Origin of the sequence: Formosa sp. Hel1_33_131, from assembly GCF_001735745.1 — a bacterium.
GTDB lineage: Bacteria > Bacteroidota > Bacteroidia > Flavobacteriales > Flavobacteriaceae > Hel1-33-131.
This window is the reverse complement of the sequence record NZ_CP017260.1, coordinates 2,527,845-2,544,189: the sequence shown is the minus strand read 5'-3', so window position 1 is coordinate 2,544,189 and position 16,345 is coordinate 2,527,845. Positions and strand designations below refer to the sequence as shown.

Genomic DNA, 16,345 nt, shown 5'->3' with positions numbered 1-16,345 from the left:
TAGTTTGTTAGTTTGGTAATACAATCGTTTGTATGGCTTGTGGTTGTATGGCTATTATTGTTGAAGATTCTCCTAAAGAAAGTTCAAAGGTTTTTAATGTTGTTCCTTCATTGAATACCACAACTGCAATGGTTCCATCAGGGTTTTGTGCAGCGGTGACTTGTAGGTCGGTATCCGAATGATCCAGACCAATCACTTTGGCGCCGGGTCGTATGTATTTACTAAAATGTGCCATCGTATAATACAAAGGCGTAAAATAGACTTCATCGTTATCGGAATCTACAATCACAGGAGCAACACACCAGTTTTTAAACCAGTTTGGACCACCCTGTCTGTCCAATACCATATTCCAATCGACCCAACCGTCAACCCAGTTATTTAAGCAACCAATAATATCTCTGGCATATCTGTTGACAGGGGCGTATTTTGGATGTAAATATTTTTTTTCTTGCTCTCGCCAATCAAATCCCCAATCCGTTGCCTCTTTAGACCAATACCATTTGTCATCTTGCCATTTTGGAATTTCAGAATCTACACAGCCTTCGGTTTCTATTAAGTATTTGTTAGGTGCTTTGTCATGAGCATATTGTAATGCTTTAGGGAAAAAATCATAAGTACTTTCATACCAATGAATGGCGGTTCCTGCATAATACTTGGAAGCTGCTTCATTTTCAAACATCACATCGACCCATTCTTTTAATCCAGCTCTGTTTTGATCATAGCCTAAAATATTGATTGCTCCTTTTCCGTCCGCTTCCAGTTTTGGTCCTAAATGGTTTTGAACAAAATCGGTTTCCTCTTCTGGAGAGAAATGCATACTCTCCCAGTTATTGCCATTTCCATGAGGCTCATTGACGGGGGTTAAACCCCAAATATCAATGCCTTCAGCTTTATAATAATCTATGTATTTAGAAAAAAATAAGGCAAAGGTATCGTAGTATTCTGGTAGTAATTTACCACCAACATATTCTTTATTATCTTTCATCCAAGGCGGTGCGGTCCATGGAGAAGCTATGATTTTAAATCCATCTTCAGAGACGGCCATTGCGTCTTTTATCATAGGGATTAAATCGTCCATATCTTCTATGATGCTGAAATGTTTTAGCTCAAAATCATCCGCTATAGGCGCATAGGTATAGTTATTTAATGAAAAATCACAAGAACTAATATGTGTACGGGTCAATGAATAGTTGGCACCTTTTTCACTAAAGTAAGCGTCGATAATTTTAGTTCTATTTTTTTTACTCAAACGATTTAGTAAGTACGCAGAAGATTCCGTAAATGAGCCCCCAAAACCAGTGATGGTTTGGAATATTTGTTCCGGACTCAGTTGAATTTTCGAAGGGTTTTCAGAAGTACTAAATTCTGATACTTCGGTTAACTTGTTACCATTCGCAGACGTTTCATAAACGGTTACTTGCAAAGGTTCTTTAGATGTACATGCTGTGAGCATTGCGAATAAAATTAAAAAATGATGTATTTTTAAACGTTTCATATTAATGGTTCTTTGTGATTTCTTTTTTTACCGGAGGCAATTCAACCTCAAGGAATAGTGCTTCTTTATTTCCATTATAGGTTTTGGTGATGGGATTCCCGCCACGTGTCAATCCTTCAAAAACGCCTTTATCTACCAAATCCCAGAGAACGTATTTTGCTTTACCATCCACCGTAAATAAACCAAAATGGTTTTCAGAACCTCCTGAGTTATGCGCATCTTTCCATGGTTCATCAAAGGCTTCAAAATAGAAGCATGACATATTAGCTTCATTAGTCCATTCACGAATATGGTTGTAAAAAATAGCCTCCTTGTACTCATCGGTTGCTTTAGAGCCTTTAGCCCCGTAATAACCGTTAGAAAAACTTGCCCAACCTGTTTCACCAATATGGATTGGTTTGTTAATGCCCAAGCTCTTTATATAACTTGCCACACTATCGCTTTGTGAAACGGCATAAGTTTTGGCTCGGTTCATGGCAATATCAATGCGTTTCAAACTTGACAATTCGGTTTCGTCCCCGAAAACGCCCCAAAAAATAGGATTGTAATGTGTATCGTGCATTGGATAGGTATGTACAGATAGATAATCCACAGCCTCGATTAATTTCGTGAGATCTTCCACATGGTATTGAGGATCTCCCCCACCCCAAGAAGCAAAATTATCGGAACTGGTGATCCATAAGTCTTTGGATAGGTCTCCTTTTTTCTTTAAAGCTTGTAAATGGTTTACCCATTTTAAAATCACAGCGGGTTGCACAAAATAAGAGGCGGCCCATTTGACCATGGCTTCATTTCCAACGGCAATGACTTTTACAATATCTGGAAATTCTTGTGCCAAAGCGACTGCACGATCAATCTCAGAGGCATTGTTCTCGCTTTCTTCATGGTGATTCAACGGTTGATCGGTCCAAGCATTTTTACAATCGATCCAAGCACCAACCATCATATACATTTCGAAATTGGCATCTTCATTTTTCAACTCCCGAATGGCTTTTAAAATATTAGACGTATGCGCCAAACGCACATTATAGGTGCGCAATATTCTAATATTCATCGCATGAAGAATTTTCATATCTTCTTTTAACTCTTCAATTGAGGGTTGAAAATCTCGAGATTTTTTTCGATATCCTCCGTAAGAGATCGCTAAATATTTTGAATTTCCTAAGATGTCTTTAGCTGTCACTTCGTTTTGATTTTGTTGGTTCGGGTTCTGCGTATTTGATTGCTTATTTTTACAAGATATTACAAGAAAAACAAGGAGTATTAAAATTAATATATGCTTTGTTGCTCTCATAATATCTTACAAATTTTATTTTAAACGACTCTTTTTAATATGTACATTTAGTTGAACGACTTCACCATTACGATTAAATACGTGTTCGCTTGTTTCTGTATCTAAGCTTAAGCTATTAAACGTTTTTGCGGTTCCATTGCTGAAGTCAACCGTTAAACTGTCTTCTTCTGCTATGGTGTATATAATAGGCACTTGACAGTAGGTAAAACAAAGTGAACCTTCTGAAACCAAAATGCTGTCTTTTTTAGTAGGAATCGCGATGTAATGAAAGATGTTACTTTCTTTCAAAAACTCATTTCCTCGTAGTAAACGTGGATTGAATCCTAGTGTTCCTTCTGAAACTACCACTCCTAGTTCGCCAAAACGTGATAAAATATCTTCTTTTACCTGTCCCGTCATTCCTGGTTGTTGTGCACCTTTTCCTGCCGGTGTATGCGAATAGGCATCGGTTGGAAATGCTCCATAGAGTTTTGGTGATTTGTGCACACCAATTCCTGCATTTATTTCGTAATAGTGGTCTAATAAATTCCCTACATCCACTGCATCAGCTTCCGATTCAATGGCTGAATTACAGCTTTCCAAAACTGCTAATTGCAATTTCGACACCATGTGCCAATAGATGGATCCTAATCCTTCATAGCCATAAAAGGTACCTGAACGACCTGTAAAGGCTTTATGGTTAAATACTTCTTCAAATATCTGTAGTATTTTTGGAGTTTCTGAATGAGCGAGTGCTTCGTAAGAAGTTCCTGAAAGTTCGATTAAAGCCGCTTTTAAATCGTTGGCATTTTTAAAATTTCCATTGAAATGGTAATCACCATTGACATCTTTCTCTATAATTTGAACATTTTTATCGCTTACGAGTTGTCCTAATAATTTAGACGATGACACAGCTGCTGCTGAAATTGTGTTACGCCCAATGAATCCTTTTAATTCTTTATTCGGATATAATAAATAACTGTATTGGTCTGGACGGAAAAGCTTGCTGTTTTTCATTGCATCCAAAACAGATAAGGACTGTTTGGTTGATAAATATTTTGAACTTAAAACGGCAACCTGACCTTCTAACATTTCATCTAAATACGAAATTGAAACGCTGTTGTTTTCGTTGACGGTCATTAAATTATATGCATGGTATAAATTATCTTCTCGTTTATTCACTTCGATAGAGTGCTCTAAATACTGAAGACTCACCTCAATAAATGCTTTTATATCCTTCACAGATAGTTCACTTTTTCTTCCTGAAAAAGCGGCATTATAAATTTGAGTTCTATAGTTGCTTCCTGCATTTCCTAAGGCATCTAAAATTACTTTTCGGTCTGTATCATTGATACGCCCGGATAGTAAATTCTGGTTATCTTTAAAGGTCGTTGAAATAGCATCAAAGAATGTGACGAGTTCTTTAGAAACTTCGACGGTTTCTAAGTCCGATTGAACTATGACTGTATCAAAGAATTTCAAGAAACGTCGTAAATAATACAAGGTGACCATAGAAACCCCACTACCAACCAAGGCATTGTTGGCATCGTTCCATTCAGGACGTTGCGTATTCATCCAAATTCCACCTTCTGGAATAAAGTTTGAAAGTTTTGCTAAAGTGGTGGCTAGTATTTTTTCAATGAAATTGACTTTTACAATAAAACGATTCTCATCGCGAAGTAGGGCACCATCGGCTCCAAGTTCTACGCGTTGTTCTCTAATTTTATGATCGAGTGCTTCATCAAATTCAATGGTATCTTTTGGATTTTCAAGCAAGGCGTCGTAGCTTTTGATCTTATAAGGAACATTGGCATAGACAAATAAATCTTTATCAAAAAGAGTTGCTAATTTACCTGGTTGGTGGCTTTCAATAAACTCTAAAAATTTGAGTAAATAGATCACTTGATGATCGCCCCAATAACCGATGTACGACCAAGGGTCGTCTGGTTCAATAGTTTCCCAATCAAATCCGCCTTTGGTTACACGGTATGGATTGTAGCCATCAAAGGTTGTTGCGTTTAAAAATTTATGGATCATACTTTCAATAAACGCAGGATACGAATGTGCCAATGCTTCCCAGTTTTGGAAAATATCGCGCCAGTTTCCTTCGTAATCTAATATTTTTGAACCATCAATCTCACTTTTGGTGTTGATTGAAAATTTATTCCAAGGACGACTCGGATCTCCATGACGACGGCTAAATTTTAACGGCATGTATTCGAAACAAAGGCGTCTAAAGTTAGTGTCATCTACTTGATGAGCGAGTTCTTGTAACACTGAAAGCGTGAACTTTTCAGGAAGTTTTTCAACATTTTCTTCTGTCGTTCTTGCTACTTTTTTATTGGCTTTTGCTAGGTAATTTTTAAAATCCCATTTTTCAATTTGATAGTTATTATCAAAAATCCCACCTCTCATAATATTGAACAAGGTGTTTGAGAAATGGCGTGTATCTCTAAATTTATCTGCGGAAAGCTGTAAACCATCAGAAGCCGCATTTAAGGCGATTAAACGCGTGGTTCCTTTTTCAATTTTTTGGTCTATCAATTCCCATAAACCATCATTGGTTTTAATTTTATTAACCAACTTTGCAATGGCGGAATGGTTTTTATTCACCTCTGCAACAAGCAACCACTCTTTGTCTTCTTGGGATGCTAATACAATTTGAGAATTGACAAAATAAGCGCCTTTTTCAGCTTTGACATCCGTCTCATCTTGAATTTCATATTGTTTTCTAAAGCTATCAAGTTGTAAGGAGGAGAGTAAATATTTAGGAGTGTCTAAACCTAAAGACCAAACAATATTTGCTTTTAGAGCTTCGCTAGGCTCTGCTTTATCTACAATAATTGCGCTTAAAGCATAAATCCCTAAACCTGAACTTTTTTCTAACTCACTACGTTTATAGGCATCGACTAAATTACTACTTGCATTTTGTAAATCGCTACCAACGCCGTAAGGTAAAATGTTTTGAATCCCATCCAATACATTGACTTCAACAGTAGAGGTTGCAGTATTGATAAGCTTCGATTTTTTTATAAATCCAAAGGTGTTTGTAGAATTCCATTGGTATTGAAAGGTGAGTTCTAAATCGTGGTTGATTTCTTCGAACAAGACTTTATTACCATACTCGTTTTTATATAAATTTCGAGTGGTTTTGTACTTTCCTGCAAAACGATCCGAAAAAGGTTCCCATAAATGAACTTCATCATTTTTGACTACTTGGAAAATAGATTTACTTCCTGTGATTTCAGCTGCTTCCGTGATTTTATCATCTGTATAGTACGGAAATAATGCAAATTCAGAGTTTTTTCTTCCAGCGGTTAGACTTCCATTACTAGAAATAAACATCCAGTGATTTGAATCACTAACGATGCTCATGAAAAATGGTCTCATTTTGTCACTATTCGAAATCTTATAATAGACTTCGTTGTCAATGTTGACTAAGGTTCCATCGATGTCTTTACCCTGATTCACGTCTTTATTTTTTCCTAAAAAAATAGCTTTCTTTGTCATTTAATTTTTTATCAATAAACCCCCATTTATGATTTTTTGAGGCTTTATAATTCTTTAATATCTTTTAACTGCTTAGAGTTGATTGGTTTTTTTTAATACTTAAATACTAATTTCAAAAATAAAAAAGGCTTGTTAAAAACAACTTAATCATAACCTTTTTATTCGTGTTTTAATTCATTTATTTTAATAAACGAAAATTATAGCGTTTCTTTTACGGATAACTTACCTGTATGAATTCTGGCTGAACTATTGACTATTTTAATATAAAAAGGCTAGAGATAATTTTTCCCTAGCCTTATTTATTAATTATTGAAACGTAATGTTATCGAAATACACTACATTATCCGATGTTCTTGCATTGAAATCAGGGAATACAACAATCTGATCAATATTTGTAGAGCCATCTAATCCATTTCCAATACGACTCGTAAAATCAAATGTCAATTCTTCCCATGCATTAATTACAGTGTTTGGAACTTTGATTTCTCCTTGTGCGCCATTAGTAGTATTTACTAGTTTAATACCAACATCACTGATTACGGTTTTGTAAACCATAATCTTAATGATCGCATTGGATGCAGAAAGATCCCACGTAATTCCCATTTCGCCATGTGCGGTTTCACAACCAACATAAGGTTGTCCAGCTTGAAGTGCCGTGATTTTAGCCACTGTACTTGAGGTGTTTATTCCTGATGCATTTGGATTTGCTACGAATTCAACTGGTGGGTTCGAATCATTTTCAAAAACATTCCAAGTCCAACTTGCTCCATGTCCTGTTGTCTCAAAATTAATAGGAAGCGTAAGATTATATGAACCGCCACCGCCGCCACCACCGCCGCCAGAACCATAAAGCTTAAGGTCGTCAAAGTAGTACGTATCGGTGTTATTAGCATTTAAATCAAAGAAAATAACAAGCTTATTAAATTTACCACTATCAGCAGCTGTAAAAGGGAACGTCAATTCTTCCCATCCGCTTGTTACTGAAGTTGTGAAAAATTTCTCAACATTATTACCTGCATTTCCAATCTCTTCTAATTTTAATCTAACTTCGGTATTTGGTCTTGCAGACCATACTTTAATTTTTAAGCCAGTATTCGCATTAAAATCTAATTTTGCGTCTAAATCATATTGATTGTTATCCCAAGCATTGTTATTTGCTTTTACGACTTTACCTACTTTACAAGAGCTGTTTACAGTATTGTCAAAGTCTGGGTTATCTACCCATGAAAAACTAGCACCATCAGTGATAAAGTCTGCAGTTGGATCGGATTGAAACGTCATGTTTAAGTTGGATGCACTGTAAGACTCTGTTGTTTCAGGATCACAAACTACAGGACCTGTTCCTGTTCCATATAATGTCAAATCATCAAAATAATAAGTATCTGTGTTGTTTGCATTCAAATCAAAGAAAAGAACCACTTTATTGTATTTGTCACTATCAACACTAGTAAAAGCGAAGCTTAATTCCTCCCATCCATCAGTAACTGATGTAGTTAAAAACTTTTCTACATTAGTAGCTGGAGTTCCATCTTCTTCAAGTTTAATTCTAACTTCAGTGTTTGGTCTTGAAGACCAAACTTTCATTTTTAAACCTTCATTGGCATTAAAATCCAATTTCGCATCTAAGACAATTTGATTGTTATCCCAAGGGTTGTTTCCTAATTTTGTGATTTTCCCTACTTTACAAGAAGTATTTACTGCGTTATCAAAATCTGGATTGTCTATCCACTCAAATGTAGCACCATCATTAACAACACTAGCCGTTGGATCTGACATAAATGTTATATTCAAATCAGCAGCGGAAATTGATTCAACTGTTTCTGCTGTACAAGGTGTTGGAGGCGATACTATTTGTGTAATATCATCAAAATAGAATGTCCCATCGGTTGTTCCCGCACCATCTACAAACATGGTAAGTTGTGAGTAACTCGCGGCAGAGTTAAAAGTGAAAATAATTTCTTCCCAACCAGTTCCTGTATGACTGGCTGTAGCTTCTACATTTGCTGCAGAACCATCTTCAAGTTTTAATAAAACGTTTACTGGTGCATTTGCCCAGAAATTCATTTTGATCGACTTGTCAGTCGTTAAATCTACGGGTGCCCCTAATTCAAAGAACAAGCCTTCGTAAGTCGCACCACTGTTTGTAACTGCTCCTACATTAGATTCCACTGCGTTTGTACCTGAAAGATCTGGATTTGTAAGAATCTCAAAACTTGTACCATCAAAAACGGTTGCATCATAGTTGGTATTTACACCATCAAACGTAATTGGTAAGGTTGCGATTTCAGGAATATTAATTGTAATCTCATCAGAAAAAATATCATAAGCTCCTGCGACATTGGAGGACTTTAAAACCACCAAGTATGTACCGTTTGCATAGACGTTTACTGGATTAATAAGCGTTGAAGTACTTTCATCTCCAAAATCCCAAGCGTATGTTGAGGCATTTACTGAGGTATTGATAAAGGTGACTGTACCAGTATCTGCATTAATCGTGTGTGTAAAACCAGCTGTAAGTTGTGGTAAAACCGCTTCATCATCGTCACAACCCATAAAACTGATTGCTAAAATAAGTAGTGAAACTTTTTTTAATATTTTAAATAAATTTTTCATCGTCTGTTATATTAGTTGTTTTTATTATTTATATACTCTTACGTAATCTACTAGCATGTTTTGTGGAAACGTCTCTCCACTGTCAGGATTTCCTGGGAAATTACCTCCAACAGCTAAATTAATAATGATATAGAAGGGTTTGTTAAAAACCCAATCCCCAGTAATATCAGTCCCCGGAATTGCTTCGGTATCAGCAGTCGCTGCAACACCATCGTTTAGGATGTAAACAGCATCGGCTGGTGTGACTTCAATATCAGAAGGTGTAATTTGATTGTACAATACATCGTCTATATAATAGTTGATGTAATCAGGGCTCCACTCAATTCCAAACACATGGAATCCTGCGTCATAACGGTCATTTCCTAAGTCGTAACTTTTGGTCACTTGTCCCTGTGGATCTGTTAAACCAGAATACCCTGGTCCGTGTATAGAGCCGCTTACTTTTGTAGGTTCTTGTCTGCGGTACTCCATAATATCAATCTCACCACATTGAGGCCATCCGTCCACATCGACGTTTTCTCCTAAGAGCCAAAATGCAGGCCAAAGACCTGATCCTCCCGGAACTTTAATACGTGCTTCAAAACGTCCATAGGCTTGAGAGAATTTTCCTTTGGTAACCAGTTTTGCCGATGTAAATGAGGAGCCGTTATAATTTTCTTCAATCGCAGAAATTACTAACAGTCCATTTTGTACGGTTACATTTTCTGAACGGTCTGTATAATATTGCAACTCATTATTACCCCAACCATCGATACCTGTTCCTGTATCGTAATTCCAAATTTCAGAATTAGGAGCACCTTCAACATCAAACTCATCAGACATCGTTAAATTTGTAAACGTGGCAACCGTTTGGGTTTCGTCTGTATCACAACTGGAAATCGTGAAAAATGATGCAAAAAGAAAAGACATCAACACGAGTGTTTGAATCCTTAACTTATATTTATTTATTTTATTCATGTTTTGTTTTTTTGAATTTATAATCCTCTAGTTTTTATAAAAATAAATATTATCTACATACAGTTCATTTAATGAAGAACCATTAATGTTTTCATAAATAATAAGTCCCATATTATTTCGAGTCGGCAAGGTTATTTGAGCTTCTAAAGTACTCCAAGTACCTGCTTCAAAATCATCGCCATCAAAGAATATTTGTTGGAATGTATCATCACCTCCACCATCAGCTTGGTCAGGCCCAAAATCTCTCACTGTAATTAAAAAATCAAGATTGGCAGGTTCTTCTGGAATGTAGATATTTACATGTAAATTAGGATAATCTGTAATATCCACAGTTGGGTTGGCAAATTGAGTTCCCACAAAATTAAAATTAGTGTAGTTGATCATGTTGTTACCGTCTACTACGAAATCAGAAGACAGTGTTGTTTGCCAAGGTTCCCAGTAACCATTGAAAAAGTCCACTGGAACGTTTGTATAACTATCACTAAAAATAGAAATCACATCACTCGGGTCTCTTGTTGGCGTGGGTGCTACATCAAATGCACCGACTGCATTTATGGTCATGGAGCCTTCTGCTTCTACGCCTCCTAGAGTCGCTGTTATCACAGCTGAACCACTACTAACAGAGATGTTCCCAAATTCATCTATGAAAGCCAAACTTGGTTCCGAAGATGTAAAATCAAAATAACTTGGTGCGACATTCACTGTTTTATTTAATCCAGAACCCAAATTGAAGGTTTGAGTTAAGCCTGTTAATTCTAAAACAATTCCTGAAAAGGCATCTTGTACAACATCATTACCATTTAAAATGGCGGGTCTTGGTTGTCCGATGGTTCCTAGTTTTTCAAACTTTAATTCATCAATCCAAAACGTATAACCATTTCCACCTGTATTTTGGGTTCCTGCCGAATACCAAAACATCCCTCTTTCATCAAAAAGTTTTGAAGCATCTGGAATTGGAATCACAAATTTTTGCCAGTTGGTACTTAAACTTACATTGTTTTCAGATACTTGGTATTTATTCAGTCCAAAGTCTTGTCCAAATCCTACTTCACCAATCACAACGCCTTGAGATGCTTTCGCCCAAAAGGTTAAGGCATCAAATTCAGTAAGGTCACGTCCTGATCCATCAACTCTAAATATGGCTCCTGCATAATTTCCTGCTGGATCATTTGCATTGGGCACATCAAATCGCATGGAAGCAAAACTTTCATAACCTTCGCCTTCGTCTACTGACCAAGCGGTTGCTTTTGAACCTGTGTATGGAAAGTAAAAATCACTCCCAAGTCCAATAGGTGAATCTGTGAAAATCTCACCTGTTTTAGATAAGTGTGCAAATTCTACCTGATCAGAAATGTCTCTCTCACAACTCATGGTGATTACAAAAAGTAATCCCGTGAGGAGCATAATTTTTGAATACATAAATTTTATATTTTTCATTTTTACAGTTTTTTATTTTCCAATATTGATATGTATGTATGTTCTAATTTCCCATTCACTTCCGTCAGGAAATCCTACCGAACTAATAGGAGGCACTGGTGGGAATGTGTTAGCTGGCACAAAATTAGGTGAGTAACGTGGCGAGTTTTCATTTAATGAACGCCATGTTCCACGGACACCTACTTGTGTGTTTGGAAGGATGAACCAATCTGGTTTTCCTAAGGTGGTCGATAGATCTAACATTAATTGTACTGGGTACGTCAAGTTAAAATCTCGGTGGTAATCAAAAGGTCCCCAATCGTTAATTTTAAATGTATGGGTCAATTTCAATTTATTATAAATCAATCGAATGTCTCCTCCAACACGTTGAATCAGTCGAGGATCGCTACCATTTGCCTGTGCATTACCAGCATATAGGTTGGCAATAAATCCAATTTCTGGAGTCATTTTAGATACGATGCGTGAATGTGCTTCCCATAAATCTTGTGCAGGTGCTGCATTCGGAAATGCAAAAGAAGTACGATTTGCTAAAAATCCAACGGCTGCATCTTGTGCTGTTGGGTGGTGACGAAATACAAAGCCAAGATTGAAAGCGAACTTTGCGTCTTCAGCTCGGTCGTTGTCCCATTCGTACATCCAGGTTCCTGGTGTTGGATCGTAAGAAAATAAGAGTTCTCCAGCAGTGGTTTCTCTGTTTCCTCTTACCGCAAATGGATCGTCTTGTATATTTCTCAGACGTCCAGTGCCTCCATTTAAATCATTTGGCATGGCACCCACAATTGGTTTTTGCCATAAAAAGTTAGGGGCAATTTGAAAATCCCCAAACGTATATGAAAAACCAGAAAGGAAGTTGTTTTGGTTTCCACTTCCAGAATCCTTCAATTTCCAACCTGTAAATGTTTGTGTTTGATCCGATCCACCATTAGCAACTAAGCCCATGCTGGCGCCTTGTGCATACCATTTAAAAGCTCCCTTTTCATAGGATAACTTGGCTTTTGCACCCCAGTTGTCATTTTCGTTGATTTTGTCTGTATAAATGATGTAATTATCAGTAGTACCTTCCGCTATTTGAAATTCACGACCGTTTAGAGGTTGTCCTCCCCATAAACCACCTATCTCAAAATTAAAAGCTCCAAATTGTCTTTCGACAGCCAAAGAGACTCTACGTGTTTTTGGAAGTGGTATGGCGATTGAAGTAACAGCCCTACCTACATCATCAATATCTTCGTGGTAAACAGCAGCAACATCCCAGCCACCTAGATTTCTACCATATTTCAATAATATTGCTGGATTTGCTCCCCACCAAAGTTGAGGACCAAAAGCGGCTTTTAAACCTTTTAGTGTTCCCTTGGCATCAAATTCAATACCTGAAATTTCACCGTTATACAAATCTAAATTAGGCCCGTAATTTGCTTCTCTGTACAAGTTAAATAAATCGCCTTCATAAGCCCAGTGGTAATGCCCGGTTCTGTAAAACCCTCTAAGATTAAATTCTTTAGCATTCCAATCAAATTCTGCATTGTATATTTTAACTCTGTTTGGATCTGAAATAGTTACATTTCCATCGTCTGTAGTAACTTCAAATGAACGTCCTGTATTTTCATAAAATATTTCGTCAATTGGATTCTCAGCAACATGACCAAGAATGTTGAAATTCACATTGGCACGCAAATTAGAAGTAGGATTCCCTTCTACACCAATAAAGTAAGATTGCATATGATCAAAACCTAGTTCATTTGGATATCCATTTGTATTTGGATCTGCATTATCAGGAGTTGTAATAAGTGTACCGCCTGTATTAAAGGTTGAAAACTCAGCTCTTAAATTGCTTAGTTTAATTTTTTCACTGCCTCCTAAAGCTGCTTTATCTCCTCTTGCTCGAAGAACTGCATCCATTAATTGAATGTTCTCAAAATGAGTTGTTACAAATTCTGGAGTGACACCTTCTTCATAAGGATTTAATTGGTGTGCTGTTTTTAATGCATAATATGCTGCACGTGGATATAAGGTATAAAGTCCTCTAGTATTTGTAGGGCCTTTGGCACAAATACCAAACCATTCTTCGTTCATGTTATTTTCACCAGGAGCCAAATCCAAAGCATAACCACCATTTGCCCATGAGGCATTGTTGTCATGAATGTCTAAATTTTTAGTTTGTCCAAATTTCCACCAACCATCGCTAAATTGAAAGGTGAAACCTCCTATTGCATTCTCTGATTTCCCTAAACCTGCAGCATTCTGGTAAATATCTTTCCAGTTTTCAACCATATAATAGGCTTGCATTTTTTGGTCTTCAGCATTTTCAATCGCGTTAAATGCATCTGCACCAAACTCGGTTAACATAATAGGCATGTCTAATTTTTCTTTAACCGTTTTGAATGCATCTGTAAAAGAAGATCCACGATACATATTGGTTCCGAAAATATCGATGTCTTTACACTCTTCAGCAATGATGTCTATAAATAAGACATCTCCATTACAGATTGCTATGGGGTGAGAGGAATCAATACTCTTCATTTTAATCGTAGCATCGTTCATCAGCTTGTACATCGGTCTTCCACGCTCTTCGCCAACGAAATCTCTTTTTTCTTCTTCATCAGGAAAATCTTCTGTTTCAGCACCTGCCCAAAAAAGACCGTAGTTATTTTCGTTTCCTAATAGGAACATTAGTAAACCCGGCGTGTCTTTATAATCTTCAGCCAATGTAGTTGCTTCAGACATCAACAACTCTTGGGTTGCTGGATCTCTATAATCCGTCACTGCTACCCATCCGCCGTTTACGGTCAATCCGTAACGTCCAAAGGAGTGATTCAGCATAGTATATATACCATAGTTCTCATAGATGTATTGTATCCATTTTGGCTGTACACCTGTATATTGCCTTATGACATTGACTCCCATGTTTTTCAATAAGCCCATTTCTGCGTCCAATGCTGCCTTAATGACATCATCAGATTGCTTCCATAAACTGTAGGAGTAATTTGTACCAATTGGGAAGTAATCCCAATTCATTCCGTTGATCATGAAGTCTTCTCCATTGACAACTAATTTCATTCCGTCTTCATTATTGACCACCTTTACTTTATCTGCCTGAGCAAATGCGCTGGTTGTAATTAAAAAAAGAATTAATCTTATAAAGGTGTTTCTCATAATTTGGTTCATTTAAAAATAATAGAGTTAATTTAAAAGTTGATTTTAGAATTATTTATACTGTTGTTAAATATAGGGACTAAGCAACATTGGAGTGATAAAAAAAAGCACTACAAAAAACATACAAACTAAAAAACCTTTTCGATTATAACTAATTTAACAAAATGAATACCAATAAACTGAGAAAATCAAGGATTTACAAAATTTGGACTGGGTTGGAATTATCTAATGTAATAGCAATTGTATGGGTAATGTATAGTTATATCAGGTAGATAAAAGCACTTCAGAAAGCAGTGTATAGTTTGAAGAGAGCATTTTTTAAGGGGAATCCGTTTTAAGCGTAGTGGAAACTCTTTATTAGCGTAACGTTTTTTTTGAAGAATCTATAAAAAAGGATTCGTCACTTTTACAAGTATATAGGTTGACAACAAAAGCCGATATAACTATAGATACATATTAACATTATAGTAAAACTTCAATATCTAAAAATAACAAAATTTGATTGTATCTTTGAAAAAAAAATAGAATGAAAAAATACATCGCTGAAACGATAGGAACCTTTAGCATGATTTTTTGTGGTTGTGGCGCCATGGTGATCAATGATTTTACTGGAGGCACCATCACCCACCCAGGAGTTGCCATCACTTGGGGACTTATTGTAATGGCCATGATCTATGCTTTTGGAGATATCTCTGGGGCGCATTTTAATCCTGCAGTGACCGTAGGCTTTGCAGTGGCTAAAAAATTCAGTTGGAACGAAGTTCCCAAATATATAGTTGCGCAATTTATAGGAGCATTCGCTGCCTCCTTAGTGTTGCTGTTTCTTTTTCCTGAAAGTGATTTAGGAGCCACACTCCCTAACATTGAACCTTTGAAGGTCTTTATTATAGAATTGCTGCTTAGCTTTTTCTTGATGGTTGTTATTATTAATGTCTCAACTGGAAGTAAAGAAATTGGTCCCATTGCTGGGATTGCTGTCGGAAGTGTCATTCTACTAGAAGCCATGTTTGCAGGCCCCTTAACAAAAGCGTCCATGAATCCCATTCGTTCTTTAGCACCTGCCCTTGCTTCTGGAAATTTCACTCATTTATGGGTGTATCTTACAGCACCTTTTATTGGAATGTTCCTTGCAGTTTTTAGTTGTAAGCTTGTCAAAAGTGACAATTGTTGTGATGATAAATGTTAATATTTGTTTAATTTTATATTACATTTATTAAACAAAATGTATTTTTACACCATAATCTATAAATGTTATGGCCAAAAAAAATACCCTCACACAAAACACCCTAGTTAAGCTTTATATGGAGCATGTCTTAGAACACAACCACGCTCCGAAATCAATATATACCTTTGCAAAATCTAACGGCTTTGAGGAAGCTGATTTTTATAAATTCTTTGCGAATTTTGAAGTCCTTGAAAGTACGATATTCAGTCTGTTTTTCACAAACACTATAGAGACTTTGGAGTCCAGTAAGGACTACCCTACTTACGATTCCCGAAATCAATTATTAAGTTTCTACTTTACATTTTTTGAAAATTTAACCGCCAATAGAAGTTATGTGGTCTATGCTTTAAACGAAAGCAGCAACCAACTTGAGAACTTAAAAAAACTAAAAGGGTTGCGTTCAAAGTTTCTGAACTACATTGACCAATTAGATATTGAAGTTCTACAGATTAAAAATAAACAATTAGAACAAATTAAAGACAGTGTGGTTCAAGAAACTTACTGGATTCAACTGATGCTCACAATGAAATTTTGGTTGGATGACACTTCTACATCTTTTGAGAAAACAGATATTTTTATTGAGAAATCAATCAACGCAAGTTTCGATTTGATTAACATCTCCCCTCTTAAAAGCTTTGTGGATTTTGGAAAATTTTTAATCAAGGAAAAAATTAGCATGCACTAA

General features: G+C 36.4%; 9 protein-coding genes. 2 read left to right on the top strand and 7 right to left on the bottom strand.

Annotated features, from left to right (window positions below; all coding sequences use genetic code 11):
- Positions 1-7: 7 nt before the first annotated feature.
- The 7 genes from FORMB_RS11770 to FORMB_RS11740 all read right to left on the bottom strand — a co-directional run bounded on the left by FORMB_RS11770 (position 8) and on the right by FORMB_RS11740 (position 14,435).
- On the bottom strand, positions 8-1,453 hold the full coding sequence (locus FORMB_RS11770) for a glycoside hydrolase family 30 protein (RefSeq protein WP_231925547.1): 1,446 nt from the start codon (positions 1,451-1,453) through the stop codon (positions 8-10).
- A 43-nt stretch (positions 1,454-1,496) separates the two neighbouring features.
- Positions 1,497-2,789 carry a glycosyl hydrolase family 17 protein gene (locus FORMB_RS11765; RefSeq protein WP_069677646.1) on the bottom strand — a complete coding sequence of 431 codons (1,293 nt, stop codon included), beginning with the start codon at positions 2,787-2,789 and terminating at the stop codon, positions 1,497-1,499.
- A 15-nt stretch (positions 2,790-2,804) separates the two neighbouring features.
- Positions 2,805-6,278, bottom strand: coding sequence for a hypothetical protein (locus FORMB_RS11760; RefSeq protein WP_069677645.1), 3,474 nt, complete (start codon positions 6,276-6,278; stop codon positions 2,805-2,807).
- Positions 6,279-6,584: 306 nt separating this feature from the next.
- Positions 6,585-8,891: a PKD domain-containing protein gene (locus FORMB_RS11755; RefSeq protein ID WP_069677644.1), complete on the bottom strand. Its 2,307-nt coding sequence runs from the start codon at positions 8,889-8,891 to the stop codon at positions 6,585-6,587.
- Positions 8,892-8,915: 24 nt separating this feature from the next.
- The gene (locus FORMB_RS11750) at positions 8,916-9,848 is read right to left on the bottom strand and encodes a glycoside hydrolase family 16 protein (RefSeq protein ID WP_069677643.1); all 933 of its coding nucleotides are present in this window, start codon (positions 9,846-9,848) and stop codon (positions 8,916-8,918) included.
- Positions 9,849-9,875: 27 nt separating this feature from the next.
- Positions 9,876-11,285 (bottom strand): glycosyl hydrolase family 16, encoded by a 1,410-nt coding sequence (locus FORMB_RS11745; RefSeq protein WP_069677642.1) that lies wholly within the window; start codon positions 11,283-11,285, stop codon positions 9,876-9,878.
- A 12-nt stretch (positions 11,286-11,297) separates the two neighbouring features.
- The gene (locus FORMB_RS11740) at positions 11,298-14,435 is read right to left on the bottom strand and encodes a glycoside hydrolase family 2 TIM barrel-domain containing protein (protein ID WP_069677971.1); all 3,138 of its coding nucleotides are present in this window, start codon (positions 14,433-14,435) and stop codon (positions 11,298-11,300) included.
- A 526-nt stretch (positions 14,436-14,961) separates the two neighbouring features.
- Between FORMB_RS11740 and FORMB_RS11735 the strand changes: the two genes are divergently transcribed.
- Both FORMB_RS11735 and FORMB_RS11730 read left to right on the top strand, forming a co-directional pair.
- A complete protein-coding gene (locus tag FORMB_RS11735; RefSeq protein WP_069677641.1) occupies positions 14,962-15,621 on the top strand; it encodes an aquaporin in 660 nt (219 codons plus the stop codon).
- Positions 15,622-15,688: 67 nt separating this feature from the next.
- Positions 15,689-16,345 carry a TetR family transcriptional regulator C-terminal domain-containing protein gene (locus tag FORMB_RS11730; protein WP_069677640.1) on the top strand — a complete coding sequence of 219 codons (657 nt, stop codon included), beginning with the start codon at positions 15,689-15,691 and terminating at the stop codon, positions 16,343-16,345.

Excerpts from the sequence above, each read along its gene's own strand:
- FORMB_RS11735 (WP_069677641.1), top strand. The coding sequence starts at position 14,962 with ATGAAAAAATACATCGCTGAAACGATAGGAACCTTTAGCATGATTTTT.
- FORMB_RS11765 (WP_069677646.1), bottom strand. The coding sequence starts at position 2,789 with ATGAGAGCAACAAAGCATATATTAATTTTAATACTCCTTGTTTTTCTT.
- FORMB_RS11745 (WP_069677642.1), bottom strand. The coding sequence starts at position 11,285 with ATGAAAAATATAAAATTTATGTATTCAAAAATTATGCTCCTCACGGGA.
- FORMB_RS11730 (WP_069677640.1), top strand. The coding sequence starts at position 15,689 with ATGGCCAAAAAAAATACCCTCACACAAAACACCCTAGTTAAGCTTTAT.
- FORMB_RS11750 (WP_069677643.1), bottom strand. The coding sequence starts at position 9,848 with ATGAATAAAATAAATAAATATAAGTTAAGGATTCAAACACTCGTGTTG.
- FORMB_RS11740 (WP_069677971.1), bottom strand. The coding sequence starts at position 14,435 with ATGAGAAACACCTTTATAAGATTAATTCTTTTTTTAATTACAACCAGC.
- FORMB_RS11760 (WP_069677645.1), bottom strand. The coding sequence starts at position 6,278 with ATGACAAAGAAAGCTATTTTTTTAGGAAAAAATAAAGACGTGAATCAG.
- FORMB_RS11755 (WP_069677644.1), bottom strand. The coding sequence starts at position 8,891 with ATGAAAAATTTATTTAAAATATTAAAAAAAGTTTCACTACTTATTTTA.
- FORMB_RS11770 (WP_231925547.1), bottom strand. The coding sequence starts at position 1,453 with ATGCTCACAGCATGTACATCTAAAGAACCTTTGCAAGTAACCGTTTAT.